This window comes from Prauserella flavalba, assembly GCF_003202235.1.
In the GTDB taxonomy this organism is placed as follows: Bacteria; Actinomycetota; Actinomycetes; order Mycobacteriales; family Pseudonocardiaceae; genus Prauserella_A; species Prauserella_A flavalba.
Genome location: NZ_MASU01000015.1, coordinates 62,733 through 89,709, shown reverse-complemented (window position 1 = coordinate 89,709; position 26,977 = coordinate 62,733). Strand labels below are relative to the sequence as shown.

Sequence of the window (26,977 nt, the reverse complement as noted above, 5' to 3'; positions counted from 1 at the left end):
CCGCCCCTACTCCCCCGCTGGAGAGACCATGTCCGGAACAACCGCGGACACCCCGATCCGCAAGGCGATCCTCGGCAGCCTCGTCGGGACCTCGCTCGAGTGGTACGACTTCTTCCTCTACGGCTCCGCCTCGGCACTCGTGTTCAACGAGGTCTTCTTCCCCACGTTCGACCCGTTGACCGGAACGCTTCTGTCCTTTCTGACCTTCGCGATCGGGTTCATCGCCCGGCCCATCGGCGGGATCCTCGCCGGTCACTACGGCGACCGGTTCGGCCGCAAGAAGGTCCTGCTGTTCACCGTTTCATTGATGGGCGGCTCCACCGTCCTCATCGGAGTGATTCCGAGCTACGCCACGATCGGGGTCGCCGCGCCAATCCTGCTGATACTCGTCCGGCTCGCGCAGGGTTTCGCACTCGGCGGCGAATGGGCCGGCGGCGCGCTCATGATCGCCGAACGCGCCCCGGCCGCCCGCCGGGGCTTCCTCACCAGCTTCGTGCAGGTGGGCGTCCCGATCGGCACCTTGCTCAGCACCGCCGTTCTCTACCTGATGTCGGGCATCCTCTCGCGCGACGCCTTCGTGCAGTGGGGATGGCGCGTGCCGTTCCTGCTGTCCATCGTGGTCGTCCTCATCGGCGTCTACATCCGGCGCCAGGTGGAGGAATCACCGGCCTTCACCGAGGTGGAGAGCGAGGGACGCACCCGGCGCGCGCCGATCCTGACTCTGCTCAAGACCCAGCCGCTCGATGTGCTGCGGGTCGTCGGCATCCGAGCCGGCGCCGACATCCTCTACTACCTGCTGATCACGTTCCTGCTCACCTACGTCACCACAACTCTCGGGCTACCGCGCGGTGTCGGGCTGCTGGCCACGCTGATCGGCGCGGGTATGCAGCTCTTCACCTACCCCGCGTTCGCCGCGCTGAGCGACCGGTACGGCCGCAAGAAGGTGACCGTCCTCGGCGCCGCCGGAGCGATCGCGTGGATGCTCGTGTTCTTCCCGCTGGTCGACACCAAGAGCACCGGGCTGATCGTGCTCGCCGTGCTCGGCGGCCTGTTCTTCCACTCCGCGATGTACGGGGTGCAGGCGTCCTGGATCTGCGAACTCTTCGACACCCGGCACCGCTACAGCGGGGCCTCGCTGGGCTACCAGCTCTCCGGGATCGTCGGCGGTAGCCTCGCCCCCACCATCGCGGTGGCCCTGCTGCAGGTGTCGGACTCGACGACACTCGTCGTCGTGTACGTGTGCGCAGCACTCGCCCTTGTCCTCGTGACCGCGTTGCTGACCAGGGAAACGCGGGGCGGCGACCTGCGCGAGACCGGAGTCGTGGCGACGGCGAGGAGCGCGTCGTGAGCGTCGTGGACCGGGCCAGGCGCGTACTGCCGGGCGGCAACACCAGGACGACCCTGTTCGTCCCGCCACATCCGCCCTACGCGGTGCGCGGCGAGGGCGCGATCGTCACCGACCACACCGGACACCAGGTGATCGACTGCAACAACAACTACACGTCGCTCATCCACGGGCACGCGCACCCGGAGATCCTCGGCGCGGCAACCGAAGCCGCCCGGTCCGGCACCGCGTTCGGCCTGCCCACAGCCTCGGAGGTCGCGCTCGCCGAGCACCTGCGCGACCGCACCGGAATCGAGCAGTGGCGGTTCTGCAACTCGGGAACCGAGGCCGTGCTCATGCTGCTTCGGGCCGCCCGCGCGCGTACCGGCCGCGACCTGATCGTGCGGTTCGACGGCAGCTACCACGGCACCGGCGACGCCGTCGTCTCTCCGGACGCGCCGGGAGTGGCCAGGTCGGCCCCCGACTCGGTCCTCGTCCTGCCACAACACGACCTCGAGGCGCTGACCGCGGCGATGCGGGAACACGGCGACCGAGTCGCCGCCGTGCTCATCGACCTCATGCCCAACCGCGCCGGTCTCAACCCGGCCGACCCCGCCTACGTCACCGCGCTCCGCGAGCTCACCCGGCAGCACGGCGCACTGCTGGCGGTCGACGAAGTCATCACCTTCCGCCTCCACGAGGGCGGGCTGCACAAGCAGTACGGCCTGCAGCCGGATCTCGTGTCCGTCGGCAAGGTCATCGGCGGCGGATTCCCGGTCGGGGCGATCGGGGGCAGTGCCGACGTGCTGTCGCCGTTCGTCCCGGCACCGGGCGCGGTGTCCTGGGGCGGTACCTTCAGCGCCAACCCGGTGACGATGGCGGCCGGGCTCACCGCGCTGAGCCTGTTCGGCTCGCACGAGATCGCGGAACTGAACCGCCGGGGCGACCAGCTCCGTGCGCGGCTCCGCGATGCCGGAGTCACGGTGAACGGCTCGGGATCCCTGCTCCGGTTGATGGCGCCCGATCCCACGGACCTGTGGTGGAACCTGTACCGGCGGGGCGTGCTCGGCGGCACCAACGGCCTGCTCGCCCTGTCCACCGCCATGTCGCCGGTACACCTCGACCAGATCGCCGACGCGGTCACAGCCGTGCTCGGGCGCGGCGCCGACCACCGGGTCTGAACCGTCCGGGCCCGGAACGCCGTCGCGTCCCGGGCCCGGACACCTACTGGTTCCCCCGGCGGACAGCCGAACCTCGCCCCACGCTCCACCCGGTCTCAGGGCTCACCAGGCGGTGTACCCGGCGTCGGCGAGGAGCACGTGGCCGGTGACGGCGCTCGCGGCGGGCGACGCGAGGAAGGCCACCGCCTCCGCGATCTCGGCGGGCTCGATCAGGCGGTGCTGCGGCACCTGCGCCTTCCACGCCTCGACGGTCTCCGGGCTCTCGGCGCCGACCTCGCGGAGGATGCCGGTGTTGGTGTAGCCCGGCGCGACGGCGTTCACCCGGATGCCCTCGCGTGCCCATTCGGCGGCCAGTGTCCTGGTGAGGCCGATGATCCCCGCCTTGGTGACGTCGTAGCCGACGTGCACCTCCGGGCGGGTGGCCTTGAACGCGGCGATCGAGGAGATGTTCACGATCGCGCCGCCCCGGCCGCGCATGAGCCTGCCGAACTCGCGGCTGACGTGGAACGGCCCGGACAGGTTGATGTCCAGCGTGCGCCGCCACGCCTCGTCCGTCAGTTCGAAGGTCGGCGCGCTGGTCGCGATGCCCGCGTTGTTCACGACCACATCGACGCGGCCGCAGGACCCGGCCAGCGCACGCACCGCCTCCGGATCCGTCACGTCGAGCCGGGCCGCGCGCACTCGGGAGCCGGACCGCTGCTCGATCTCCTCGGCCTTCGCCGCGGCGGCGTCGTGCCGGATGTCCGCGATGACGACCGTCGCGCCGCGCTCGGCCAGCGTGGTGGCGATCGCGGCACCGATCCCCTGGGCTCCCCCGGTGACGACCGCGACCTTCCCGTCCATTGTGCTCACTTGTGGTGCCTCCTCATCAGTTGCTCGTCACGCCAGCGCACGCGGTCCTCCCACTGTTCGAGCGGGAGCAGCGCACGCCGCTGCCGCTCGGCCAGCTGTACCAGCTCCGGGGTCCACGGGTCGTGCTGCCCGCGGTCGGCGCCCATGCGCGCGTAGGCAGGCCCCAGCAGGCGCGCGTGGGCGGCGATGCCGCCGCGGGTGTTCAGGTCGGCCGTCTCGAACGGTCCGATCACGCTCCATCGGAGCCCGAGCCCGCTGCGCACCACCTCGTCGATGTCCGCGACGTCGGCAACGCCGTCCCGCAGCAGGCAGTACGCCTCGCGCAGCAGCGCGCCCTGCAGCCGGTTGAACACGAAGCCCTCGACCTCCCGCCGGACCAGCACCGGCCGGAGGCCCGCCTTCGCGTAGAGGTCGCGTGCGCGGTCGAGCACCGCGCGATCCGTGTTCGGCGAGGGGACGAGCTCGATCACCGGGAGCAGATACGGCGGGTTGCCGGGGTGGGCGCCCAGCACCCTCGGGTCCCCGCCGCCGTAGTCGCTGGGCACCATCGCCGAGCTGGAGCTCGCCAGCACGGTGCCCGGTCCGGTGAGCCCTGCCAGCTCGGCGAACACCGATTGCTTGACCTCTGCCCGTTCCGGCGTGCACTCCTGGACCAGCGAGCAGCCGGCGACCGCGCCGCCGAGGTCCGCGTAGCTGTCGATGCGCCCTGCCACGTCGCCGGGGTCGGCGTCGAGCAGTCCGTGCCGGTGCAGCGACCCGAGGCGGTCGGCGATCACCTCGAGCGCCCGATCGACGGCCGCGGTGTCGGGGTCCCAGAGCCGGACGCGGAATCCGCCGCGGGCGAACGTGAGTGCGAAGCCGGCACCGATCGATCCAGCGCCGGCCACCGCGACGGCCGGTGGGCTCATTCACCCCACCAGCCGCGGTCCCCGTGGTAGCCGCGTTCGAGGATCTCGAGGACCGACCCCTTGGTGAGTTCCCGCGGGTTGTTGGCGGTGAGCCGCCGTGCCCGCAGGGCCTGTTCGGCCACGGTGTCGAACTGCTCCGGCTTGAGCCCGAGCTCCCGGAGGTCGGGCGGCACGTCGAGGGCGGCCAGGATGGCGTCCACGCGCTCGATGCCGGCCCTGGCCCGGGAGGCCCGGCTCTGCCCCGGGTCGGCGACGCCGAGAACGTCGGCGACCTCGGCGAACTCCGGTTCCCGTGCAGGCAGGTTGTACCGCATCACGTACGGCAGCAGCGCGCCGACGCCGAACCCGTGCGCGGTGTGCGTGAGCGCGCCGATGGGCGACTGGATCGCGTGCGCGCCCGCGGTGCCGGTGGTGTTGATCGCCATGCCCGCGCTCAGCGCGCCGAGCATGGTGTCGGAGCGGGCGCCGAGATCCGACAGGTCCTCGGCCAGCCGCTCCAGTGAGGTGTTGAGCAGGGCCAGGCCGTGCCGGGCGTAGACGTCGGTGAGTACGTTCTTGCCGACGTAGAGGTGCTGTTCGATGTCGTCGGTACCGGGGTTCTTGGCCCGTGCGGTGAACGACTCGATCAGGTGCGACAGCGCGTCCGCACCGGTCGCGGCGGTGAGCCCGCGGGGACAGGTCAGCGTCAGCTCCGGATCGACGACGGCCGCGTGCGCCTCCAGGTACGGGCTGGCGACGCCGACCTTCATCCCGAGGTCGGGGTCGTGGATCACGGAGATGCAGGTGACCTCCGCGCCGGTGCCCCCTGTGGTCGGCACGGTGATCACCGGAAGCCCGGGTCCGGGCACCTGGAACTCCCCGTACAGGTCGCGAACGTCGCCGCCACGGGTGAGCAGGATCGCCCCGATCTTGGCGAAGTCGAGGCAGCTTCCGCCGCCGATGCCGATCACGACGTCGAGGTCGGTGCCGCCGAACTCCTCGATGAGCCCGAGCAGGTTGTCCCTGGGCAGTTCCGGCTCGACGGCCGAGAACACGCTGACGGTGAGGCCGTTGCCGCGCAGGGCCTTGACGATGTCCGCGAAGACCTCACTGCCCGCCATGCGCTCGTCGGTGCAGATCAGCACGCTGGTTCCCAGACGGCGCACGAGGCTCGGCAGCTGGGCGCGCTGCCCCGGCCCGAACGCGACGTGGCCGGGCTGGCGGAGCAGACCGAGCCGGAGGTCGTTGGTCGTTCGCATGGTCACGCTTCCCTTCCCAGTGCGTCGCGTTCGTCCACGGTCACGGCCAGGTACTTGGGTTCCAGGAACTCGTAGATGCCGTCGTGCCCTCCTTCGCGGCCGAGGCCCGACGCCTTGACCCCGCCGAACGCGGCGGCCGGATCCGCCATGATTCCCCGGTTGATCCCCACCATGCCCACGTCGAGCCGTTCGGACACCGCGAACGCGCGGGACAGGTCGCGGGTGAACAGGTAGGCCGCGAGCCCGTAGCGGGTGTCGTTGGCGAACGCGATCGCCTCGGCCACGGTGTCGACGGTGTAGAGCGCCGCGACCGGGGCGAAGAGCTCCTCCCTGCAGAAATCGTGGTCGCGGTCCCGCACCCGCAGCACGGTCGGCTCGAAGAAGTAGCCCTTGCCGGGGATGGCCCTGCCTCCAGCGAGCAGCTCGGCCCCGGAGCCGACGAACGCGCCCACCAGCTCCGCGACCCGCTCCCGCTGCGCCTCGGTGATGATGGGACCGACGTCGACGCCCTCGTCGAATCCGTCTCCCACACGCAGCTTCTCTGCCTGTGCCACGAACTTCCGGGTGAACTCGTCGGCGATGTCGCGGTGCAGGATGATCCGGTTGGCGGCCACGCAGGCCTGTCCCGCGTTGCGGAACTTGCACGTCACCGCCTCCCGCACCGCCAGGTCGACGTCGGCGTCGTCGAGTACGACGAACGGTCCGTCGCCGCCCAGTTCCATGGAGCTGTTGACGATGTTGCCCGCGGCCTTGCCGAGCAGCGTCGCGCCGACCCCCGTCGAGCCCGTGAAACTGATCTTGCGCAACCTCGGGTCGGGCAGCAGCGCGTCCGAGATCGCGGCCGAGTCCGACGTGTGCACCAGGTTCACCGTCCCGGCGGGAAACCCGGCCTCGTGCAGGACGTCCACGAACAACGCCGCGGTGAGCGGGGTCTCCTTCGCCGACTTCAGCACCGTGGTGCACCCGGCGGCCAGTGCCGCGCCCGCCTTGCGGGCGGCCATCAGCAGCGGGAAGTTCCACGGCGTGATCAGGAAGCTGGGACCGACCGGCTGGTGGGTGGTCACCACCCGGTAGCCGCCCGGGCTGCTGTCGGCGAACGTGCCGTGCAGGTGCGCGATCTGCTCGGCGTACCACCGGAAGAATCCCGCGGAGAGCGTGAACTCGCCGACGGCCTCGGCCCGTGGTTTGCCGCTCTCCAGCACCATCACGTCGGCGATCGCGTCCGCCCGGTCCCGCAGCAGCGTGTACGCGCGGTGGAACAGCTCGGCCCGCTCCCTCGGCGCGACGAACCGCCACCCCTCCTGCGCGGCGACCGCCGCGTCCAGCGCCCGCACCGCTTCATGGGGGCCGCCGTCCGCGACCTCGGCGACCGTCGTGCCGTCGCCGGGGTTGAGGACCGCGAACCGGCGGCCCGTCTCGCTCCACCGCCCGTCGAGGTACAGGCCCAGCGGGACGTCGTGCCCGCGCACACTCGCCGTGGTGTGCTCTGCCATCCGAAAGTTCCTTCCCTTCGTGCCTGCGTTCACCGGGCGGTGTAGCCGCCGTCCACCGGCAGGCAGACGCCGGTGACCCAGTCGGCCTCGTCCGAGGCCAGGTACAGCACGGCGTACGCGACGTCCTCGGGTCGCCCGAGGCGCCGCAGCGACTGATTGGAGGTCATCATGCGTTCGTACGCGGGCAGGCCGCCGTCGAAGTTCTCCGCGATCCCGCGCACCAGCGGCGTGAGCACGGTGCTCGGATGGACCGAGTTCACGCGGATGTTGTGGCGGCCGTAGGTCGCCGCGTCCTGCCGGGTCTGCATGGTCACCGCACCCTTGGCCACGTGGTACGGCGTGAACTCGTCGTTGCCGATGAGCCCGTAGATCGAGGAGAAGTTGACGATGCTGCCCTTGCCGTTGCGGATCATCCAGGGCACCGCGTGCTTCGTGGCGAGGAAGACACCCTTCACGTCCACGGCGAACAGTGCGTCCCATTCCTCTTCGGACACCTCGTGGGTCGGCTTGTCGACCCCGATCAGTCCGGCGCTGTTCACGAGCACGTCGAGCTTGCCGTAGCGGTTCCCGATGTCCGCGACCACGCGGGACACCTCGTCCTCGCTGGACACGTCCATGCGCCAGAACCCGGCGGTGCCACCCGCCGCGGCGATCTCCTCGGCAGCTTGCCGGCCGTCCTGCTCCGCGACGTCCGTCAAGGCCACCGTGGCGCCCTCGGCGGCGAACAGCTCCGCGGTCGCCCTGCCCATTCCCGAGGCCGCGCCGGTGATCACAGCGACCTTTCCGGACAGCCGCCCCATCAGCGGTCACTCCCGAGGAACTGCCGGTATCCACCGGCGGCGACGTCGTCGCACCGCTTGAAGTAGTCGTCGGCACCACCCATGTAGACGTTGAACTCGATGGGCTTGCCCGGAACGTTGGCGCCGATGAACCACGCGTTGGCGTCCACCCCCTTCGCCATGATCGTGGCCGATCCGGCCTCGGCCACCTGGGCGGCCCACTCCTCCTCGGCGTCCTTCGTGGACTCGAGCTCGGTGATGCCGTTGTCACGGGCGTACTTGAGTGCACCGGCGATCCACTGCACGCCTTCCTGGATCGCCACCGGCAGGTTCGCGTACGGCGTCTGCGGCCCGAGGATCATGAAGAAGTTCGGGAAGCCGTGCACGCCGAGGCCGAGGTTGGTCTTCAGCCCGTCCGACCACTTGTCCCGCAGCACCACGCCGTCCCTGCCGACGATGTCGATCGCGGTGAGCGTGCCCGTCATCGCGTCGAATCCCGTCGCGAAGATCAGCACGTCCAGCTCGTGGTGCACGCCGCCGACGCGCACCCCGTCCGGGGTGATCTCGTCGATTCCGTGCTCGCGGATGTCCACCAGCCGCACGTTGTCGCGGTTGTACGCCTCGTAGTACCCGTGCCCGCCCGGGGGGCGCTTGCCGTTGAACGGGTAGTCCTTCGGGCACAGCAGCTCGGCGGTCTCCGGATCCTTGACGGTCTCCCTGATCTTCTTGCGGATGAATTCCGAGGCGTGGTGATTGGACTCCTCGTCGGTCGCCAGGTCGCTGAAGGTCTCGAGCATGAAATGGAACCCGCCCTCACGCCACTTCTCTTCGAAGATCCGTTCCCGCTCACCGGGGTCCAGTTCCTTCGCGCCGTGCCGGGGCGATTCGAACGGCACCGCGAAGATGTGCTCCCTGGCGCGCTTGAAGTTCTCCGGGTATTCCTTCCGGACGCGGGCCATCCACTCGTCGTCCACCGTGTAGTTGGAGCTGGCGACGACGTAGTTCGGCGTCCGCTGGAACACCACCAGCTCACCCGCGACCTCGGCGACGACCGGAACGATCTGCACACCCGACGCACCGAGCCCGATGACCCCGACACGCTTGCCCCGCAGGTCGACCTCACGGTCCCTCGGCCAGCGCGCGGTGTGGTACAGCTCGCCCGCGAACGAGCTCGCGCCCGGGATGTCCGGCAGGTTGGGCTCGGCGAGCACGCCCATCCCGCTGATGAGGTAGGTCGCCGTGAGCGTGTCGCCGGAATCGGTGGTGACCGTCCACTTGCGCGTGCTCTCGTCGTACTCGGCCCGCTCCACGCGCGTGTTGAGCCTGATGTCCTTGTTCAGCCCCAGCCGGGAGGCCAGGAACTCCAGGTACCGCAGCACTTCGGGCTGGGACGGGTAGCGCTCCGTCCACACCCACTCGTTGCGCACCTCCTCCGAGAAGGAGAACGAGTAGTAGTAGAACTCGCTGTCGGTGCGCGCACCTGGATAGGTGTTCCAGTACCAGGTACCGCCGACTCCGCCGCCCGCCTCCAGCACGATCGTGCGCTGGCCGATCTCGCGCAGGTGGTGCAGCATGGCCAGGCCGGAGAACCCGGCGCCGATCACGATCGCGTCGTACTCCGGCGATGTCACGTCCGCCATGACGTTCCTCTCGGTCGAGTTGTTGGGTTCGCAGGGGCCGGTCAGCGCCCGGCGCGGTACCAGGCGGCGATGGAGCCGATCTCCCGGTCGGCGTTCGCGTCGCGCCCGGCCATGAACGGGTAGACGTGCTGCATGCCCTCCCCCACCACGAACGTCACGTCGACGTCGTGCTTGAGGGCCAGCTCGTGCAGCCGTACCGCGTCGTCCAGCAGCGACTCGACCGAACCCGCGTCGATGTAGAGGCGCGGGAACCCGGAGAGGTCCGCGTGCAACGGGTTCACGAGCGGGTCCCTCGGATCCTGGGTCCCGCCGAGGTAGCGGTCGATGTTGGCCTGCAGCCCCTCGCGGGTGATCAGGAAGTCGGTGGCGTCGTTGGTGTCCAGCGTGGCACCCGTGTTCTCCATGTCCAGCCACGGCGACATGGTGATCACCTGGGCGGGCAGTGCCCGGCCCTCCCGCATCAGCCTGAGCACCATCGCGATCGCGAGGTTCGCCCCGGCGCTGTCGCCGACCGGTGTGATGTCCTCGATGCGATGTCCCCGCTCCAGCAGCCCGTCGACGACCGCGAGCCCGTCCTCCAGCGCCGCGGGATACGGATGCTCGGGAGCCAGCCGGAAGCCCGCGACGAACGCGCTCGCCCCGCACGCCTTCGCCAGGTGCCCGGCCAGCTTGCGGTGACTCGCCGGCGAGCCCAGTGCGAACCCGCCACCGTGCATCACCAGCAGCACCTGCTCCTGCGCACATCCGGCCGGGGTGACCAGGATCCCGGGCACGCCGCCGATCGCCGTCTCGCGATAGGTCACGTCCTCCGGCTCGGCCGTGGCGCGCTGCCAGTCCTCGAAGATCATGCGCAGCAGCTCGATGGACATGTCGGGATAGCGGCTCATCTCGACGGCCCACGAGGCGTAGATCTCGCCGAGCACGTCGCTCGGCCGCGGTGACGTCATTGGCTCCTCCACGAAGTTTCCCTTGCCTGCCGTCACCTTGACCGAAAGGCAGCGACCGTGGCGCGGTCCGTCGCAGAATGAGTCACCGCGTTCTCAGAGTGACGCACCACGACGGCCGGGCGGGCGGGAAACTTGGGACACCAGCGATTCCAGCGAGGGAGCGTGCGAAGTGGACCGTCTGTCGGGCAAGGTCGCCCTGGTGACCGGAGCGGGCCGCGGTATCGGCAGGGCGATCGCCGAGGCGTTCGCCGACGAGGGCGCGACCGTGGTCGCCACCGGGCGCCGCGAGCCCGACGAGAACCTGCGCGGCGACATCTCCTTCCGCAGGCTGGACGTGGCCGACGAGAATGACTGGCGCACGGTGGTCTCCGAGGTGACCGGCCGACACGGCCGCGTCGACGTCCTGGCCAACAACGCGGGCATCATCACCTACGAAGCGGCCCACGAACTGAGCGTGAGCACCTGGCAACACGTGATCGCGGTGAACCAGACCGGTGTCTGGCTGGGCATGCGGGAGGTGATCCCGGTGATGCTCGGCAACGGCGGCGGGTCGATCATCAACGTCTCGTCGATCTGGGGCAGCGTCGCTGTGTCCGGCGCGCACGCCTACCACGCGACCAAGGGCGCGGTGCGCACCATGTCCAAGAGCGCGGCGATCACCTATGCGCGCCAGGGCATCCGCGTCAACTCGCTGCACCCGGGTTTCGTCGCCACGCCCCTCACCGACGCGCAGGACCCGGAGATCAACGCCGCGGTGATCGCCCAGACACCGATGCGCAGGGCGGGCCGTCCCGCCGAGATCGCCCAGGCCGCCGTGTTCCTCGCCGCTGACGAGTCCAGTTTCGTCACCGGCTCCGAGCTCGTGGTCGACGGCGGGTACCTGGCCCAGTGACCCGGCGCGGCCGGGAGGCTCAGCTGATCAGCCGGTACGCCTTCATCTTCCGGTACACGGTCGCGCGGGAGACGCCGAGGATCTGCGCGGCCCTGGCCCGGTTGCCCTCCGCCTCCCGCAGCGCCTTGCGGATCGCGTCGAGCTCCACCCGCTCGATCATCGTCAGCCCCCTGGCTTGCTGGATGGCGTGGGGCAGCTGCTCGACCGGCACGGTGCCCGTATGCCCCGAGGCGGCCAGCTGCCCCACCACGGTCCGCAGCTCCGTCAGGTTGCCCGGCCACTGGTAGGCCTCCAGCAACTGGTGGGCTTCCCGGTCGGGAACGAGGTCGGTGCTCGGCGCGAACCGGGCCCACAGCGTGGGCAGATCCGCGGTGCGCTCGCGCAGCGGCGGCACCCATGCCATCGGGGTGCCGTACTTCAGCGCGAACGCCTCGGCGTCCTCCACCGCCTCCGCGGACAGCGTGACCAGCACCGACCGTCCGTGCGGGGTGTCGAGCACGGTGCGCATGCCGTCGAGGAGGCGGGGTTCGAGCGTGTGCACCCCGCGGATGACCAGGTCCTCACCGGCGCCGAGGCGGGCGGCCAGGTCCCGCAGCCATTCGCGCCCGCCGAGCACGTGCCGTTGCGCCGCGTCGACGACGGCGGGTCCGTCCCCGCCGTCCTCCCCGCGGGCGGGCCTGCCGAGCGCGAGCGACAGCTTGCCGGTCCCCGCCTCCCCCGCGATGACCAGCGGGGTTCCCGACGTCCGGGACCGCTCCACCATCCGGTGCGCGGCGAGCCAGTCGGGAGTGCGGCCGATCAGCCGCGGCCTCGCCGCCGCGCCGCGCTCGGTGGCCTTGCCCGCCCGCGTCCGTCGTTGGTCCTCGAAGACCACCGCCACCTTGTTGGCCGGGTCCACCGCCGTGACCTGCACGTGGGTGAGGCCGGTCGACAGCTCGACGGGGTGGCGTCCCGCGGAGGCCTCGGCGCACAGCTCCTGAAGCCGGCGAAGATCCTCCCGCGACAGGCGGCCCGCCTGCGGGCTCTGGATCAGGAGCCCGGCGGCGCCGAAGGCGACCACCGGCTCCGGCCGTGCCCTGCTGACCTCGAGAAACGTGGCGAAGGCGCGGCGCGCAGCGGGCTGCTGCACGTCCATGACGTGCTGTTCGAGCTGCGTGGTGAGCGTGTCGAGTAGCGGGCGGAGCAGGTCGGTTCGCGGTGTGACGTCGCAGGACAGGGTGACCACGGCGAGCAGGTTGCCGGTGATCGGGTGACGCACCGGCGCACCGGTGCACACCGCGCCCCGGTAGAAGTCGGCGAAGTGCTCGACGCCCTGGATCTGGACGCCGCGTCCGGACGCGGCGACGGTCCCGACGCCGTTGGTCCCCACCGCGTCCTCGGAGAGCACGGCACCGCGCACGGTCCCGATGCGGTCCAGGTGGGCCGCCGCGCCGCGGTCCGCGCACCAGCGGTGCAGGATCTGCCCGCGCGAATCGGCCAGAAGCAGCCCGAGGCCGGTGCCGGAGAGACTGTCCGAGAACCGCGTGAGCGGGTCGCGGAACAGGTTCAGCAGGTGCGCGTCGAGCAACTCCTCGCTCACCTGGGGGACGTCGGTGACGTTCTCCGGCCCGCCAAGGGCGCGCTGCGACCGGCGCCACGACTGGATCAGCTCGGTGCTCGGACCGGCCACCCCGGTGGTACCGGTCGAGAGCAACGTCTCCTTCGCCTTCTGGATGCGGTCGAACTCGGCGTTATCCGACACTGGCAGCTCCTTGGTCACGTCGAACGCGCCACCGTCGCCCGCAAGCGACCACGCTGTCGTTTCCCTGGAAGGTACCTTCTCGGAGCACTGCGGGCAGCTGCCCGTGCGTCGACGTCGCAAGATGAGACACTCGGCGGCCATCGGCTCGCTCCCGTGCGGAACGCGTTGGCCGAGCATTCACCCACGCAGTGTCACCAGGCTGTCACCCGGAGTCGAGGGCGCTGGTGCGGCTCATGCCCTCACCTACGCCGGCACACGTCCTCCACCTTCGCGGACCAGGCCGGCCAGCATCATCCGGTCGGTGGAGAGACGTGGTCGGCGTCGTACGCGTACAGGGGCTCGCGGGCGAGCCGCGAGGGTGTCGCCGACGTGTGCCTCGTGGTCTGCGCTGGATACCACCACTCGCGCCACCCGGGCCGCGATCAACGCCACGATCGCGTCGTTGTCGCCGGTGGCCTCCAGCGCCACCTCGTCAGCACTGCGCAGCGTGGCTGTCCCGTATCAAGAAGTTGGCAGCTTGAAATGCCGGGCCCTTCGAGTCGGCCAGACCCAGGTGCACACGGTAATCCTCGGCTCGCTCGGCGAGCATGACGGCGTCGTCGATGTCGTCGGTGGAGCGCCGCTCGTGCTTCAGGGCGCCGAACCCGCGCTCGTGTGATCCGTTCTGGCCCGGTGACGTGGCCCGGGTGCGGACGTGCGCGAGTTCGGCGTGGGCGGTGATGAACGCCTCGCACCGGAACGAGCGGCACGGGCCGCCGTTGAGTTCCCGAGGAATGTCAAGCGGCTCGGCGGCGTCTAGCGTGGTAGCGGTGCGGCCCGCGGCAGCGTCACCGCGCCGGCGCGACGGACCGGACCACACGGCCGATCTCGATGACGTCGTCGTCCGTCATGGCCGTGGACAGTGCGATCAGGCCGTTGGTGCCGACCAAGACGCCGGCTCGATAGAGATCCCACCAGGCTCGCGGATAGTCATCGACCAGAAGGCGGACGAGCGAGCCCGTCCCGTTGACGGCGAGGCCGGCAGTCGCGAGTTCGTCGCGAAGCTGGTCACCGAGGGCGTTCAGGCGCTTGACGGCGCCGGCGTCGAACAGGCGCAGAGCGGTGAGTCCGGCTCGCATGCTGACCGGGTTGGCGCTGAACGTTCCACCCCAGCTGACCGTCGCCCCGCCCAGCGGGTTGAACGAGTCCATCACCTCCGCGGTGCCGCCGACGGCACCGACGGGGAACCCGCCGCCGATCACCTTGCCGACCGTGGTCAAGTCGGGTTCGACGTCGTACCGTTCCCGCAGGCCCGAGTTGCCTAGCCGGAAGGTGATCACCTCATCGATGATCAACAGTGCGCCGTGCTCGGCCGTCCGCTTCCGCACGAGCTCGGCCATCGCCCGCGACACGGGCCGCAGGCCGGCCCGGTTGGGCATGAGGTCGAGCAGCACCGCGGCGGTTTCGTGTCCGTGAGTGGCCATGGCGTGCTCGAACGCGACGGGGTCGTCCTGCGGAAGCAGGATCGACTGCTCGGCGACCGCCTGAGGAACACCAGCGGCGTCGGCACCGACCACGCCGTCGTAGGTGCCGTGGTAGCTGCCGTGGAAGCGGATGACCCGGCCGCGGCCCGTCGCGGCGCGCGCCGCGCGGACCGCCATCATGACCGCTTCGGTGCCGGAGTTGCAGAATCGCCAGCGGGGTATGCCCGTGCGTTCCCGCAGCAGCTCGGCGAGGTCGATCTCGGACTCGGTCGGAAGTCCGAACGCCGAGCCCTGGCCGACGGCTTCCCGTGCTGCCCGCACGATCTCCGGATGCGCGTGGCCGTGCAGCAGTGAGGTGTAGTTGTTGTTGCAGTCGTACACCTCGTGGCCGTTGGCATCGGTCACCACACATCCCCGACCTGTCACGGCGTACGGCGGGTGCGGGGGCACGAAGACGGTGCTGCGGGTGTTGCCGCCCGGCATCGCCGCGGTGGCGCGCGCGAACAGCAGGTCGTCCGCTGACTGTGACATGGTGTCAGGCCTTCTCTCGCTGGATTGTCGAGTCGGTGCCGGGAGCCAGCCTGCGCCGCAAGACGTAGGCGACCAGGACCACGGCCACACTGGCCAGCGTCGCGTAGAGCTGAGGGGCCAGCGCGGGTTTGAAGGCCATCGCGCCGAGTACGGCCACGATGGCGACCAGCACGCCGATGGTCAGCCACGGGAACAGCCACATCCGCAGCGTGAGTCGCCGGTTCTCACGTTCGAGCCTGCGTCGCAGGCGCAGCTGCGCCAGTCCAATGAGCAAGTAGACGAGCAGCATGATCGCACCGGACGCGTTCACGAGGAACGCGAAGAGCCCCTCCGGGGAGACGATCGCCGCACCGACCGCGACGTACCCGATCACTCCACCTGCGATGATCGCCTTCCTCGGCACCCGCTGCCTGGTCACGCTGCTGAACATGCGCGGCGCGTCTCCCCGGCTGGACAGTCCGAAGAGGACACGGGAGGCGACGTAGACGCCGGAGTTCATACAGCTCAGCACAGCGATGACCACGATGATGTTCATGATGTCGCCTGCCGCCGGAACGTGCATGCGGTCCATGGCCGCGACGAAGGGCGACTCGCCCGGCACGATCTCCCGCCAGGGGACCACGCACACGATGAGGAACACCGAGCCGACATAGAAGGTCAGCACGCGCACGATGACCGAACGGGTCATCTGGGCGACGCTGCGGGCCGGCTCGTCCGATTCGGCGGCGGCGATGGTGGCGATCTCCGCGCCGCAGATGGCGAAGATGACGGTGGGCACTCCCGCGAAGACCGCGCCGAGTCCCATCGCCAGAAAACCCCCGCCCGTGCCCAGGTTGCCGAAGGTCTGGCCTGTTCCGGACGTCCAGCCGAACGCGTAGGAGAGCCCGAGCGCCAGGAAGACGATGATCGCGGCGACCTTGATCGAGGCGAACCAGAACTCGAACTCCCCGTAAGACCGGACGGCGAAGCAGTTGACGACCGTCATGATGATCACCAGTGCGAGCGCGATCAGCCACATCGGCGCGGGGATCCAGCGCTGGAGGATCTGGGCACCCGCGACGGCCTCGACCGCCACGACGATGACCCAGAAGTACCAGTACAGCCAGCCGGCGGCGAACCCGCCGAGGTCGCCGAGCCCGACCCGGACGTACTCGGTGAACGAACCGATTCCGGGCAGGGCGACCGCCATCTCCCCGATCATGCGCATCACCAGCAGCACGATCAGCCCGGCCAGTGCGTAGGTGACGGTGGCGGCCGGGCCGACGTCGGCGATCGCAGCGCTGCTGCCGACGAACAGGCCGGCGCCGATGATGCCGCCGAGCGAGATCATCGTGACATGTCGTTGCCGCAAGCCCTTGCCCAGCCCGGTGGCCGGGGTGCCGTGGCCTTCGTGAACGGTGTGTGCGGACATCGTTGTCGCTCCTGGATGAGACGCCGTCAGGGATGGCCGATGGTGCGGCTCTGCTCGCGGCAGAAGCCGGGCAGGTACCACGGCCCGAGACCGCCCTTGCCGGACGATCCACTGGCCTTCCAGCCGCAGAAGGACTGGATCCCGGGCCAGGCACCGGTCGTCGCACCCTCCCTGCGGTTGACGTAGACGACGCCGGCCTCGATCTCGTCGAGGAACCGTTCCCGCTCCGTGTCGTCCGTGGTGAAGATTCCCGCCGACAGGCCGTAGTTCACGGCGTTGGCCTCGGCGATGGCGGCAGCGAAGCCGTCGACCCGCGTCACCGTGAGGAACGGGGCGAACAGCTCGTCGCGAGTCAGCGGGTGAGCGGCAGGAAGGCCGGTGACGATGGCCGGTGCGAAGAAGTTGCCGCGCTGCCCCTCGATACGCCCACCGGTCACGACCGTGCCGTCCCGCCCTGCCGTGGCCAGCGCCTGGTCGAGCCGTGCCGCGATGGCGTCGTCGATCACGGGGCCGAGGTCCGTCGTGGGATCAGCGGGGTCGCCGACCGACAACCGCTTCGCCCGCTCGACGAGCTTGTCGACGAGTTGGTCGTGCACGGCGCCGTCGACGACGACCCGCCTGCACGCACTGCACTTCTGGCCGGACAGCCCGAAGGCGGACCGGACGATGCCCTCGGCGGCGGCGTCGAGGTCGGCCGACGCGGTGACGATCGCGGGGTTCTGCCCACCCATCTCGGCCAGCACAGGACGCGCCCAGGGACCGTCGCCGAGCTTGCGCACCAGGCTCCAGCCGACCTCGGCCGAGCCGGTGAAAGCGATGCCGTCGACGTCCGCCTCGGCGAGCGCCTGTCCGGTCGCCGCGCCGCCGTGAACGACGTTGAGCACTCCGTCGGGCAGGTGACCGCCGAGGATCTCCGCGGCCAGTGCCGTCGACCACGGGGTCTTGTCGGAGGGCTTGAGCACGACGGTGTTTCCGGTGACCAGCGCCGCGGCGGTCATGTTCACTGAGAGAGCGACCGGGAAGTTGAACGGCGCGATGACACCGAAGACGCCATACGGGCGTAGCACGTCGGTGTTGCGTTCCTCCGCCTGTGAGCGCATGGGTGTGACGAACCCGTCGTGCCGCTCGAGTTCCGCGCAGTACTGCTCGATGAGGTCGCCTGCCTCGTAGGCCTCGGCCACGGCCTCGAGCCGGGTCTTGCCGGTTTCCGCCGAGATGACTCCCGCGATCTCCGCGGCGCGCCCGGAGAACTCGGCCTTCGCCGCCCTCAGCAAGGCGATGCGGTCCTGATACGGCCGGTTGCGCCAGATCCGGGTGGTCTCCTTGGCCGCGGCCACCGCGTCGGTGACGACACCGGCCGGCGCGGCCAGAGCCCGCGACACCGACTCCCCCGGCATGACCGGATCGAACCGGTCGAAGACCTCACCGTCGGCGACCGGCTTGCCCGCCACGACATGCGGCAACGCCTCCGACATGCCCTGGCGCGCCCGTGCGAGCTCACGTTCGAAGGCCTCGTCGAGGGAGCTCTCGAGGTTCTGGGACGAATAGTTGACTGCGGTGGCCATGTCAGTGGCTCCTTTCGAATCGGTCGGCGCTGGGACATACGCGTGCGGTCGCCCAGCCGGTGTCCGAGGAGAACGTGGTGACCTTGCCGTTGACGATCTCCTCGGCGGCCATGCGCGCCATAGCGGGCGAAAGCTGGATGCCCGAGCCGCCTGCCCCGGCGGCGCACACCACGTCGGCGGCCTCGGGATGTGTGCCCACGATCGGTCTGTGGTCGGGTGTCATCGGATAAATGCCGGTCCAACTGCGCCCCACCGCGAAGCCATCGCAGTCGGTCATCCGTTGCGCCATGAGAGCGCTGACCCGCTCGACGAAGTCGTGCGAGACCGGGCCGAGCGCCACGTCCGGCGACACGGCACGGTGAATGGCCTCGTCGGTGTGCAGTCCGGCGATCAGCTGATCCGGCCGCTCGGAACGGAAGTAGACGCCGTCGGTCCCGGATCCCGGAACGTAGTCCATGACGAACGGCAGCAGCGGCGTCATCGGCCCATCGAGCTCGATCGCGACGGCTCCGTGCAACTGCGGCGCGAGAGGAATCGGCGCGTCCAGCAGATCGCCGACCCGGCCGGCCCAGCCGCCCGCCGCGTTCACGACGACATCGGCGGGGAACCGGCCTTTCTCCGTAACGAGAACACGCCCCTGTGGCGCCGATTCGACGGCCGTGAGCTCCGCGTTGAGCACGATGTCACCACCGGCTTCCCGGACGAGCCGGGCCAGAAGCGTGCAGCACTCGTACCCGTCGACGTAGCCGTCCGACGGCCCGAACAACGCTCCGGCCCGGTCGGTCACATCGAGTTGCGGCCAGCGGGCCTCGATGTCGCGAGGAAGCAGCACCGTGGCGTCGTGGATCTCGAACTGTGCCTGGCGGGCAACACTTTCGGCGAACCGGTCCAGATCGGCCTGGTCGTGCGCCATGCGCAGGTAGCCGCCACGGACGAAGCTCAGTCCGTGCTCGCGGCTCAACGCTCCGAACCGTGCGTGCCCGAACGCGCGCACCTCGATGTCGGCCGCGTCGAGATACTGGGTCTCGACCATGCCGACGGATCGCCCCGACGAACCTTCACCCGGGTGCCTGGCCTCCAGGACGGTCACCTGCTCCGCCCCCAGGCGAAGCAGCTCGAAAGCGGTGGACAAGCCAACGATGCCCGCCCCGATGACGACCACGCGCGGCTCAGACATAGCCGGCTACTCTCATGTCTCAACACCTCTTCGTTGCGGCGCGCGAGAACAACGCCGTGAACAGCAGAAAACCCGTAGGCCTGAACGGGTGGAAGTCGATGACCCGGCGCGCCTGCGCTCGCCTCGATGATTAAAACCTACAGTACTGTCGTTTCAGAGTCAATGCTCCGCCACAGTCCTGTTCGGAACGGTAATCGTCCCTAGTGGACACGCCCGAGGATCAGCGGGACAACAGAACCACTGACCACCCGTAGGCGGCATCGTGGCGGGCCAGCTCGCTACGCCGCGTTTCCCCACCGGCGCGCGGAGAAAGGCGCAGTCCGGTCGTCAGCTCGGGCACTCCGGAAGCGACGACCCTGTCCTCCGAGTTCACGAGCACCGCGGGCGCGTCGATAGCGCGCAGCTGCCGCGATATGGCGATCTCCATCTGCCGAACGGCGAGATCCGCCGCGACGACCCCGATGAACTCGTCGTCGACGACGACGGGAGCCGAGGCGGTGATGGTGAAGTCGTCGGTGCCCCACGAATCGATGTAGGGCCCCACCACGGCGCGGGCTCCGGCGGTACGCGGGATGTCGAACCACGCGGCGTGGCGGTAGTCGTAGAAGGCGTCGGACTCGGGATTGAGCGTGTGCCGCTTCTCGCGGACGACGCCATCGCGACGGACCCACCAGGCCATCCACAGGTGAGCGGGAGCCACCCGACCGTAGTCGGCGGCGAACCCGGCTCCGGACAGCGCGGACCCGCGGTCCTGCGCCAGCAGAGCGCGACACGAGTGCTCAAGCGGGCGCCGCAGCGCGTCACCGGCGCGCTCAGTCCCACCGGAGCCGAGCGCGCCCGTCGCGATGTCGCTCAGCGCGACGAGCTCAGTGAAGATCCCTTCGAGCGTCTCGGACACCGAGCGCGCCACTCGTTCCGCTTGTGCGTGCACCGGGCCGAGGGCGGCCGAATCGTTCATCGTGAGGGCTCCTCGCCTGCACTACCGGACATCCCGAGGCGAAGCTCCAACAGGGAGTCTCTCGTCGCGGTGACCGCCTGCCGGGTCAGCTGTCGCGCCTCATCGCCGATCCCATCCTGCACCGCTTCGGCTATCTGGCCGAACAGTCCGGCCACCGCCGAGCGCGTGTCCACATCGCGATACACGAGCGTCACCAGCGGAGCGTAGGTGACCTGCAGGCTGATCGCGGCTCCGCTGAGCCGCGCTGACTGCGCGGCGGCGGCCAGCTCGATGTGGAACCGGGCGTCCGCACGCCGGGCTCCGACCTCGTCCGCGGCCGCCTCCATCTGGCGGGCGGTGGCCACGAGCGTCTCGACGTTCTGGTCGGACGCGCGTTCGGCCGCCAGCTCGGCCGCCGTCGCGGACACGGCGCATCGCCAGTCCGCCAGGTCCCGCAGATCCACGGGAGAGAACTGGGCGAGCTGCGCCTCTGCGTGCTCGATGTGCAAACGGTCGGGCACGCGGACGAAACTTCCGCCACCACGTCCCCGGCGCGTCTCCACGATCCCCTCCGAGCGCAGGACTCCGAGCGCATCTCTGAGGGTGACGGGGGAAACGTTGAACTGTGCCGCCAGCTCGGTCTCCGGAGGCAGTTGCTCGCCTTCGGCCAGTACACCCAGCGCGATGGCGGTGCGAAGCCGGTCCAGAACGGCTTCCGTGCGCCCCGGCGCTCCCAGGGGCGCGAAGAGCACCTGCCTGGTCAACGTCGACAAGAGATCCCCAGTCACCGCTTCTCGCACTCGTCCGGGCGATCCTCGAACAGGACCACGTGCCAGTCCACGAAGCTAGCACACGCCGTGCCCACTTTCCCGGCACCCGCTCATGCCTCATGGCTCCGGGACAGTTTGTGCGCGATGGAGAAACAGGTCGTGCGAATGGCTTGCTGCGCCGACGGAACATCGGGGCCGAAGCCGAAGAAGCCGTGCACGGTGCCGGGAAAACACAGCAGCTCCGTGTCGATTCCGGCTCGGGCCAGCTTCGCGGCGTAGGCATTGCCCTCATCGCACAAGGGGTCGTACTCCGCCGTGACCACGATTGCCGGCGCGAGATCACGTGCGACGTCGGCGAAGATGGGCGAGCGCCGCGGGTCCCGGGCGAGTGCGGGATCGTGGCCCGAGTAATGGTGGTTGTACCAATCCATCTCCAGCTTGGAAAGCAGGTAGCCCTCGGCGTTGGCCTGCATCGAGTCGTAGGCCGACACGGGGTCGATGCAGGGATACACCAAGACCTGCAACGCGAGGTCGATCCCCTGCTGTCGCGCATCGAGCGCCGCCACGGCAGCCAGGTTGCCACCCGCGCTGACCCCGGCCACGGCCACCCGTCGCGGATCGCCTCCCAGCGCGCCGACCTCCGCGGTCGCCCAGCGCACCGAGTCGATGGCGTCGTCCGCGGCTGCGGGAAAGGGCGCTTCGGGCGCCTTCCGGTAGTCGACGCTGACGACGACACTGCGAGTCGACGCGCAGAGCGTACGCGCGTAGTTGTCGTGAGTGTCGATGTCCCCGACCACCCAACCGCCCCCGTGGAAGAAGACGAGCGTTGGCACCGGGTCGCCGGATGCCGCGCCCAAGGGCCGGTAGACCCGTGCCCGCACAGACCCGGAACTCGTGGGAATCCGGATATCATCCGTCCCGCCGACCTCGATCCGATGACCATCCTTGAATTTCGTCATTCGGCGCCTGAAATTTTCCCGCGCCACGACCGGGTCGCATTCGTATGGCGGGGTGAGGTTCAAGGAATAGAACTCGTCGAGGTAGCTTTTCACGTCGACGTTCAGCATGGAGACCTCCGCACTCGTTCGCCGGCCGAGGAGGCGCCGACCACGTTGCGCCGCCGACTTGGCGGAAAACATACAGTCCTGTCGTTCATGTGTCAACGGCGCATGACCACGGCCTTTACCATGAGCCGAACACCGGACAACGATCCTTGACAGCTAAACCGATAGTGCTATAGGTTTCGCTCTCATCGTCACCGGCACCGGCTTCCCAGGTGCCGACATTGCGAATTCGACGATGGTGACGTCATCTTCCTGCCAGCGTCCCCGGCCGGAGGCGTGAATTCACCACGACGGCTTTCTCAGGTCACCGACCGACCCCATACGTCCGTTGAGAGGTGCGCGCCGAATGAGCGGTGAGTCCGCAGAATCCACACGCTATGTCGTCGGGGATGCCGACGACGGCACCCGCCGCCGTTCACGGCGGCGAGCACTTCGAGGCGCCGCGGTGGGAACGTTTATCGAGTTCTACGATTTCGCGATCTACGGCTACACCTCGGCGACGATCGCGACGCTGTTCTTCCCGGGATCCGATCCAGCCGCCGCGTTGCTCGCGACCTTCGCGGTCTACGGCGTGGCTTTCGTAATGAGACCGCTCGGCGGCGTGTTCTTCGGCAGGATGGGTGACCGCATCGGCCGCAGGAGAGTCCTGACGATCGTCCTCAGCCTCGTCGGAGTGTCCACGGCCGCCATCGGGTGCCTGCCGACCCACGCGCAGATAGGCACCCTCGCGCCACTCCTGCTCGTCCTGTGCAGGCTGGTGCAGGGATTCTCGGCCGGCGGCGAGGCCGTGGGTGCCATCTCGTTCGCCTACGAGCACGCCCCGGCCAACAGGCGCGGGCTCTGGGCGGCGACGGTCATCGCGGTCGGTGCCGTGCCGTCGATGTTCAGTGCCCTGCTCGTGCTCGGCATCAGCAACTCCATGTCAGCCGAGGCCTACACGTCCTGGGGTTGGCGTATCCCTTTCCTCATCGCGATTCCGCTGTCCGTGGTCGCCCTCTACCTGCGCCTGAAGACCGACGAGAGCCCGGCGTTCGAGCAAGCGCGCAAGAACGACGTCGTGGCGCGGTCACCGCTGCGGACGACCATTTCGCAGCACTACCGGACCGTGCTCTGGATCGTCGCCTTCTCCGGCCTCTCCGCGCTCGGGTACTACCTCTTCATCGGCTATCTCGTGCCCTACATCGAAGCCGTGCTGGGACTCGACCAAGACGTCGCCCTGATCTCGAACGCGCTGGGCGTGGGCGTCTACGCCGTCGCGCTTCCGCTGGCCGGGCTCGTCGGGGACCACATCGGACGGAAGAAGCTCCTCATCGTCGGCTCCGCGGCGATCGCCGTCGTCAGTGTGCCGGCCTTCCTGCTCGTGTCCAGCGGCAGCCTCGCGGCGGCCATCGCCGGCCAATGCCTGCTCGCGCTGTGCGTGTGCGTCTTCGGTGGCGCCACCTACTGTTACTGCGTCGAGCTGTTCCCCACGAACGTCCGATTCACGGCCGGCGCCATCGGGTACAACGTCGGCTTCGCCGCGTTCGGCGGTTCCGCCCCGTACGTCTCCCAGTATCTCGTCAACACCACGGGAAGCTCGCTCGCACCGGGGTTCTACGTCGGCGCTGTCGCCCTTCTCGTCTTCCTCGCCTGCTGGAAGGCGCCGCTCAGTCGCACCGACCCGGCGAAGGCCCGTGAGGCGGGGCCGGCCGGCGCCATGTCCTGACCCGATCGACATCGGACCAAAGGAGGCCGCACCGTGACTGCCACCCTCGTGCTGCACAACGGGACGGTACACACGCTGAACCGCTCCGGAAGCATTCACAGCGCGGTGGCGATCAACGGCGAGACCATTGTGCGTGTCGGCGACCTGGACGCGGTGCGCGACCTGATCGGCCGGGAGACCGAGGTGATCGACCTCGATGGCCGGACCGTCCTACCCGGCTTCGTCGACGCCCACACCCACCTCGAGGTCACCGCGCACATCCGCAGACTGTGGATCGACGCCACCCTCAGCTCGCCCGCCGAGGTGATCGAAGCGATCGAGCAGGCGGTGCGCTCCCGTCCCCCTGGCGAGTGGATCGTCGTGTCGTCGGGCTTCCGGGAACCGCTGCCTGCCAAGGCGGTTCTCGACAAGATCGCACCACAGCATCCGGTGATCGTCCGTCGCACCATGCACGTCCAGATGGCGAACTCGCTGGCGTTCGGGCGCAGCGGCCTGTCGCCGTCGAATCCGCGGCCGAAACCGGGCTGCCGGCTGGAGATCGGCCCGGACGGCGAATTCACCGGGCTCGTGGAGGAAGCCTTCGACCTGTTCGCGGTGCCAGAGCCGAGCCCACAGCAGCTCCAGGCCGCGCTCGCGGATACGGCCAGGGAGATGTTCACCTCCCACGGCGTCACGACGATCTACGACATGCCCGCAAGCGTCGAGGGTGTCCGCTGCCTGCAGCGACTCGCCTCGGCCCGCGCGCTACCGGTGCGGGTTCGACTGCATCCCATCCTCCCTCCGGTGCACCAGGGAATCGCCCCGCTGAGCCACTACACGGACATCGGGCTGCTGAGCGGCTTCGGTGACGACTGGCTTCGATTCGGTGGGGTGAAGCTCTTCGTCGACGGGCACGAGCGGGCCGCGGCCACCAACGACGCCATGCACGGCGGGCGGGACCAGAGCCGCTACGCCCTGCTGCCGCGCACCTACGAGCAGCTGGTCCGCGAGGTCACGGTGGCCATGGCCGGCGGCGTGCAGATCTGGCTCCACGCGTGGGGCGACTACGCGCAGCAGCTGGCGATCGAGGCCGTCGAGGAAGCGTCGCGGGCGACCGGGATCACCGACCATCGAACGCGGATCGAGCACATGCTCAACGCGGGGTACACCTCGATCGACCTCGACCGGGTACGCGCCGCGGGCATCGTCCCGGTGCCCCAAGCCTCGTTCCTGAAAGGCGACCAGCCCACTGACGGCCTGCCGAAGTACGTGTTCCGCGACGCCATCGACCACGGCCTCCGGCCGGCGGGCAGTTCCGACTGCACCGGTAGCCAGCCCACACTCGTCAACCCCTGGGTGGGGATCGAAGCGATGGTCGCCCGTACCAACAAGAGCGGGATCACGGTGGACGCAGGCCAGGCGATCGGTCTGACCGACGCCCTCCGGGTGTATACGGGCAACTCCGCCTACGCGGGCTTCGAGGAACACGTCAAGGGCTCCATCGAACCCGGCAAGCTGGCCGACCTGGCCGTCGTCGAGACCGATCCGTACACGGTGCCCGCCGACGAGCTCGCCTCCATCAAGACCGCCATGACGATCATCGGAGGAAACAGCCGCTGATCTGCGCAACAAGCCGCATGCACCTGGTCGAACCAGCTGTTGATCTACCTCGACCCGAGAGCGGTCATGGTTCGATCCCAGTATCGCGCACCACCTGTTTTCCCAGGTCAGACCCCCAACGGTGATCATCACCGGGGGGTTCGTCGTTGCCGGGAGGCAAAATGAGAGGCGTTGATCTTGCCTTACTGTATTCACGCCATGTGTGTTCACCGCTGAACACACCGGCCACCGGCGCCCCGTGACCGGCGGGTCAACGATCCGCACCTCCATGCCGGGCCACGGGTAGCCGTCCGTCTCGACGATCTTCGCCGGCGGGTCCCTGCGGATACCGAAGGTGACGAGCCCCTCCTCAGTCTGGCCCCACTTCCTAGGACGACCATGTGCGGCAGTCGTTCGTTGGCCTGGCGCACGACGGCAGGCACGATCGCCGCGCCCATGCAGCAGAACCGCACCAGCGACCGTCGACACTTGTCATAGACCGGTCCGGGCAGCGACAGGTCCGAGTACGTGCATGAAACCAACTGGCCGAGTATTGACCAATGCGCTGAGCGGCGACGATGGTGACTGACCGATGTGGGATTCAGCCGCCTGGCTGTTGCCGGTCTATGTCCGCGTGGGCACTACGCCAAGCTGGGCCGTCGCCGACAGCCGCTTGGTGCGAGTCACAACGTGAAACCAGCGTCGGCGTCGAAGGCCGCAGTCGGCCGGTTGGCGGTGAGCTGACGCATGCGATTGCCAGCACGGGCGCCGCCGCGGCGGAATGCCGCTGGCTGATCGTCAGAGGAGCGGGCGGTCGCGAGCGGAGTCGCGAGCGAGGGCTGCGGCGCGGCGTTCTTCGAAGCGGGAAGCCTGTGTGTCGAGTTTGTTGAGGAATGTGGCGAGTTCGTCGCGCGCGGTTTCGCCGACTTCGCCGAGGCCCTCCAGTTCGAAGACCTTCCAGTGGCGCAGCAGCGGCATGACCACGTCATCGTGATGGATTCGCAGGTCGTAGATGCCGGCCTTGGCGATCAGCGCGGCCTTGCGCACGAAGCCCGGGATCACCGCGCCCGGCATCGCGAAGCCGAGTACCTCGTCGGTGATCGCGCGCATCATCGCGTCCGGCGAGATCTCCAGCGCGGCCTGCACCAGGTTGCGGTAGAACACCATGTGCAGGTTCTCGTCCGTGGATACCCTGGCCAGCAGCTTCTCGGCCAGCGGATCCTGGGTGTACCTGCCGGTGTTGCGGTGCGAGAGCCGGGTGGCGAGTTCTTGGAACGACACGTACGCGCACACGTGCAGTAGTGGCTTGTCCCCGGTGTCGTAGCCGGTCTGCAGGGTCGCCATGCGCATGCGCTCGAGCTCGACCGGATCGACGGCCCGGGTCACCAGCAGGTAGTCGCGGATGCCGATGCTGTGGCGGCTCTCCTCAGCCGTCCATCGGTGCACCCAGGTTCCCCAGGCACCGTCGCGGCCGAACACATGCTCGATTTCGCGGTGGTAGCTAGGCAGGTTGTCCTCGGTCAGCAGGTTGATCTCCAGCGCCGACCGCGCGACCGGTGGCACCCTGGATTGCTCCGGGTCCCACGCCTGGCCTCCCAGTTCCGCGAAGTCCCGCCCTTCACTCCAGGGTATGTACTCGTGAGGCAGCCATTCCCGGGCCACCGCGAGGTGACGGTTGAGGTTCTTCTCGACCGTCCACTCGAGTTCGTGCAACAACCTGGTGCTGTCGGGAGCGGTCATGGGTGTCCTTTCATGTCGACCGGGTATTGCGGCGGGTGTTC

At 69.2% G+C, this 26,977-nt stretch carries 22 protein-coding genes; 6 read left to right on the top strand and 16 right to left on the bottom strand.

Annotated features, from left to right (window positions below; all coding sequences use genetic code 11):
- The first annotated feature begins 28 nt into the window (after positions 1 to 28).
- Positions 29 to 1,348, top strand: a complete 1,320-nt coding sequence (locus BA062_RS32585; protein ID WP_110342978.1) for an MFS transporter — start codon at positions 29 to 31, stop codon at positions 1,346 to 1,348.
- Complete coding sequence (locus BA062_RS32580; RefSeq protein WP_110342977.1) at positions 1,345 to 2,505, top strand: aspartate aminotransferase family protein; 1,161 nt, start codon at positions 1,345 to 1,347, stop codon at positions 2,503 to 2,505. The genes BA062_RS32585 and BA062_RS32580 overlap by 4 nt, the downstream gene beginning before the upstream one ends.
- Positions 2,506 to 2,607: 102 nt before the next feature.
- On the opposite strand, the gene BA062_RS32575 is transcribed toward BA062_RS32580, so the two are convergent.
- From BA062_RS32575 to BA062_RS32545, 7 genes are read right to left on the bottom strand one after another with little or no spacing between them, the layout of a single operon-like run.
- Positions 2,608 to 3,348: an SDR family NAD(P)-dependent oxidoreductase gene (locus BA062_RS32575; RefSeq protein ID WP_110342976.1), complete on the bottom strand. Its 741-nt coding sequence runs from the start codon at positions 3,346 to 3,348 to the stop codon at positions 2,608 to 2,610.
- A 5-nt stretch (positions 3,349 to 3,353) separates the two neighbouring features.
- Positions 3,354 to 4,265 carry a 3-hydroxyacyl-CoA dehydrogenase gene (locus tag BA062_RS32570; RefSeq protein ID WP_110342975.1) on the bottom strand — a complete coding sequence of 304 codons (912 nt, stop codon included), beginning with the start codon at positions 4,263 to 4,265 and terminating at the stop codon, positions 3,354 to 3,356.
- Entirely contained in the window at positions 4,262 to 5,503 is a 1,242-nt protein-coding gene (locus BA062_RS32565) for an iron-containing alcohol dehydrogenase (RefSeq protein WP_110342974.1), read from the bottom strand. Before BA062_RS32565 ends, BA062_RS32570 begins: the two co-directional genes overlap by 4 nt.
- 2 nt (positions 5,504 to 5,505) lie before the next feature.
- The gene (locus tag BA062_RS32560; protein ID WP_110342973.1) at positions 5,506 to 6,996 is read right to left on the bottom strand and encodes an NAD-dependent succinate-semialdehyde dehydrogenase; all 1,491 of its coding nucleotides are present in this window, start codon (positions 6,994 to 6,996) and stop codon (positions 5,506 to 5,508) included.
- A gap of 29 nt (positions 6,997 to 7,025) precedes the next feature.
- The gene (locus BA062_RS32555; RefSeq protein ID WP_110342972.1) at positions 7,026 to 7,796 is read right to left on the bottom strand and encodes an SDR family NAD(P)-dependent oxidoreductase; all 771 of its coding nucleotides are present in this window, start codon (positions 7,794 to 7,796) and stop codon (positions 7,026 to 7,028) included.
- Positions 7,796 to 9,415: a flavin-containing monooxygenase gene (locus BA062_RS32550; protein WP_110342971.1), complete on the bottom strand. Its 1,620-nt coding sequence runs from the start codon at positions 9,413 to 9,415 to the stop codon at positions 7,796 to 7,798. Before BA062_RS32550 ends, BA062_RS32555 begins: the two co-directional genes overlap by 1 nt.
- A 41-nt stretch (positions 9,416 to 9,456) precedes the next feature.
- Positions 9,457 to 10,362 (bottom strand): alpha/beta hydrolase, encoded by a 906-nt coding sequence (locus tag BA062_RS32545; RefSeq protein WP_110342970.1) that lies wholly within the window; start codon positions 10,360 to 10,362, stop codon positions 9,457 to 9,459.
- Positions 10,363 to 10,531: 169 nt separating this feature from the next.
- Here BA062_RS32545 and BA062_RS32540 point away from each other — a divergent pair, with 169 nt between their 5' ends.
- On the top strand, positions 10,532 to 11,254 hold the full coding sequence (locus BA062_RS32540) for an SDR family NAD(P)-dependent oxidoreductase (RefSeq protein ID WP_110342969.1): 723 nt from the start codon (positions 10,532 to 10,534) through the stop codon (positions 11,252 to 11,254).
- A gap of 19 nt (positions 11,255 to 11,273) precedes the next feature.
- On the opposite strand, the gene BA062_RS32535 is transcribed toward BA062_RS32540, so the two are convergent.
- Positions 11,274 to 12,995, bottom strand: a complete 1,722-nt coding sequence (locus BA062_RS32535) for a helix-turn-helix domain-containing protein (protein WP_146240115.1) — start codon at positions 12,993 to 12,995, stop codon at positions 11,274 to 11,276.
- Positions 12,996 to 13,437: 442 nt separating this feature from the next.
- On the opposite strand from BA062_RS32535, the gene BA062_RS40035 reads away from it, so the two are divergent.
- Positions 13,438 to 13,653, top strand: a complete 216-nt coding sequence (locus BA062_RS40035) for a hypothetical protein (protein WP_168214151.1) — start codon at positions 13,438 to 13,440, stop codon at positions 13,651 to 13,653.
- Between the two features lie 169 nt (positions 13,654 to 13,822).
- On the opposite strand, the gene BA062_RS32525 is transcribed toward BA062_RS40035, so the two are convergent.
- From BA062_RS32525 to BA062_RS32495, 7 genes are all read right to left on the bottom strand, one after another.
- Positions 13,823 to 14,989 carry an aspartate aminotransferase family protein gene (locus BA062_RS32525; RefSeq protein WP_110342967.1) on the bottom strand — a complete coding sequence of 389 codons (1,167 nt, stop codon included), beginning with the start codon at positions 14,987 to 14,989 and terminating at the stop codon, positions 13,823 to 13,825.
- Between the two features lie 4 nt (positions 14,990 to 14,993).
- Positions 14,994 to 16,400, bottom strand: coding sequence for an amino acid permease (locus BA062_RS32520; RefSeq protein WP_110342966.1), 1,407 nt, complete (start codon positions 16,398 to 16,400; stop codon positions 14,994 to 14,996).
- A gap of 26 nt (positions 16,401 to 16,426) precedes the next feature.
- Positions 16,427 to 17,965, bottom strand: coding sequence for an aldehyde dehydrogenase family protein (locus BA062_RS32515; protein ID WP_110342965.1), 1,539 nt, complete (start codon positions 17,963 to 17,965; stop codon positions 16,427 to 16,429).
- A 1-nt stretch (position 17,966) separates the two neighbouring features.
- Positions 17,967 to 19,142: an NAD(P)/FAD-dependent oxidoreductase gene (locus tag BA062_RS32510; RefSeq protein ID WP_110342964.1), complete on the bottom strand. Its 1,176-nt coding sequence runs from the start codon at positions 19,140 to 19,142 to the stop codon at positions 17,967 to 17,969.
- A gap of 220 nt (positions 19,143 to 19,362) precedes the next feature.
- Positions 19,363 to 20,100 (bottom strand): cache domain-containing protein, encoded by a 738-nt coding sequence (locus BA062_RS32505; RefSeq protein WP_110342963.1) that lies wholly within the window; start codon positions 20,098 to 20,100, stop codon positions 19,363 to 19,365.
- On the bottom strand, positions 20,097 to 20,843 hold the full coding sequence (locus BA062_RS32500) for a FadR/GntR family transcriptional regulator (protein WP_146240114.1): 747 nt from the start codon (positions 20,841 to 20,843) through the stop codon (positions 20,097 to 20,099). Before BA062_RS32500 ends, BA062_RS32505 begins: the two co-directional genes overlap by 4 nt.
- Positions 20,844 to 20,959: 116 nt before the next feature.
- Positions 20,960 to 21,916 carry an alpha/beta hydrolase gene (locus tag BA062_RS32495; RefSeq protein WP_168214157.1) on the bottom strand — a complete coding sequence of 319 codons (957 nt, stop codon included), beginning with the start codon at positions 21,914 to 21,916 and terminating at the stop codon, positions 20,960 to 20,962.
- A gap of 442 nt (positions 21,917 to 22,358) precedes the next feature.
- Here BA062_RS32495 and BA062_RS32490 point away from each other — a divergent pair, with 442 nt between their 5' ends.
- A complete protein-coding gene (locus BA062_RS32490; protein WP_210407060.1) occupies positions 22,359 to 23,618 on the top strand; it encodes an MFS transporter in 1,260 nt (419 codons plus the stop codon).
- Positions 23,619 to 23,651: 33 nt separating this feature from the next.
- Complete coding sequence (locus BA062_RS32485) at positions 23,652 to 25,217, top strand: amidohydrolase (protein ID WP_110342959.1); 1,566 nt, start codon at positions 23,652 to 23,654, stop codon at positions 25,215 to 25,217.
- 777 nt (positions 25,218 to 25,994) lie between these two features.
- Here BA062_RS32485 and BA062_RS32475 read toward each other — a convergent pair.
- Positions 25,995 to 26,936 (bottom strand): acyl-ACP desaturase, encoded by a 942-nt coding sequence (locus tag BA062_RS32475; RefSeq protein ID WP_110342958.1) that lies wholly within the window; start codon positions 26,934 to 26,936, stop codon positions 25,995 to 25,997.
- Positions 26,937 to 26,977: the final 41 nt, after the last annotated feature.

Excerpts from the sequence above, each read along its gene's own strand:
- BA062_RS32475 (WP_110342958.1), bottom strand. The coding sequence starts at position 26,936 with ATGACCGCTCCCGACAGCACCAGGTTGTTGCACGAACTCGAGTGGACG.
- BA062_RS32495 (WP_168214157.1), bottom strand. The coding sequence starts at position 21,916 with ATGCTGAACGTCGACGTGAAAAGCTACCTCGACGAGTTCTATTCCTTG.
- BA062_RS32560 (WP_110342973.1), bottom strand. The coding sequence starts at position 6,996 with ATGGCAGAGCACACCACGGCGAGTGTGCGCGGGCACGACGTCCCGCTG.
- BA062_RS32550 (WP_110342971.1), bottom strand. The coding sequence starts at position 9,415 with ATGGCGGACGTGACATCGCCGGAGTACGACGCGATCGTGATCGGCGCC.
- BA062_RS32525 (WP_110342967.1), bottom strand. The coding sequence starts at position 14,989 with ATGTCACAGTCAGCGGACGACCTGCTGTTCGCGCGCGCCACCGCGGCG.
- BA062_RS32575 (WP_110342976.1), bottom strand. The coding sequence starts at position 3,348 with ATGGACGGGAAGGTCGCGGTCGTCACCGGGGGAGCCCAGGGGATCGGT.
- BA062_RS32510 (WP_110342964.1), bottom strand. The coding sequence starts at position 19,142 with ATGTCTGAGCCGCGCGTGGTCGTCATCGGGGCGGGCATCGTTGGCTTG.
- BA062_RS32515 (WP_110342965.1), bottom strand. The coding sequence starts at position 17,965 with ATGGCCACCGCAGTCAACTATTCGTCCCAGAACCTCGAGAGCTCCCTC.
- BA062_RS32585 (WP_110342978.1), top strand. The coding sequence starts at position 29 with ATGTCCGGAACAACCGCGGACACCCCGATCCGCAAGGCGATCCTCGGC.
- BA062_RS32520 (WP_110342966.1), bottom strand. The coding sequence starts at position 16,400 with ATGTCCGCACACACCGTTCACGAAGGCCACGGCACCCCGGCCACCGGG.
- BA062_RS32570 (WP_110342975.1), bottom strand. The coding sequence starts at position 4,265 with ATGAGCCCACCGGCCGTCGCGGTGGCCGGCGCTGGATCGATCGGTGCC.
- BA062_RS32545 (WP_110342970.1), bottom strand. The coding sequence starts at position 10,362 with ATGACGTCACCGCGGCCGAGCGACGTGCTCGGCGAGATCTACGCCTCG.
- BA062_RS32555 (WP_110342972.1), bottom strand. The coding sequence starts at position 7,796 with ATGGGGCGGCTGTCCGGAAAGGTCGCTGTGATCACCGGCGCGGCCTCG.
- BA062_RS32565 (WP_110342974.1), bottom strand. The coding sequence starts at position 5,503 with ATGCGAACGACCAACGACCTCCGGCTCGGTCTGCTCCGCCAGCCCGGC.
- BA062_RS32505 (WP_110342963.1), bottom strand. The coding sequence starts at position 20,100 with ATGAACGATTCGGCCGCCCTCGGCCCGGTGCACGCACAAGCGGAACGA.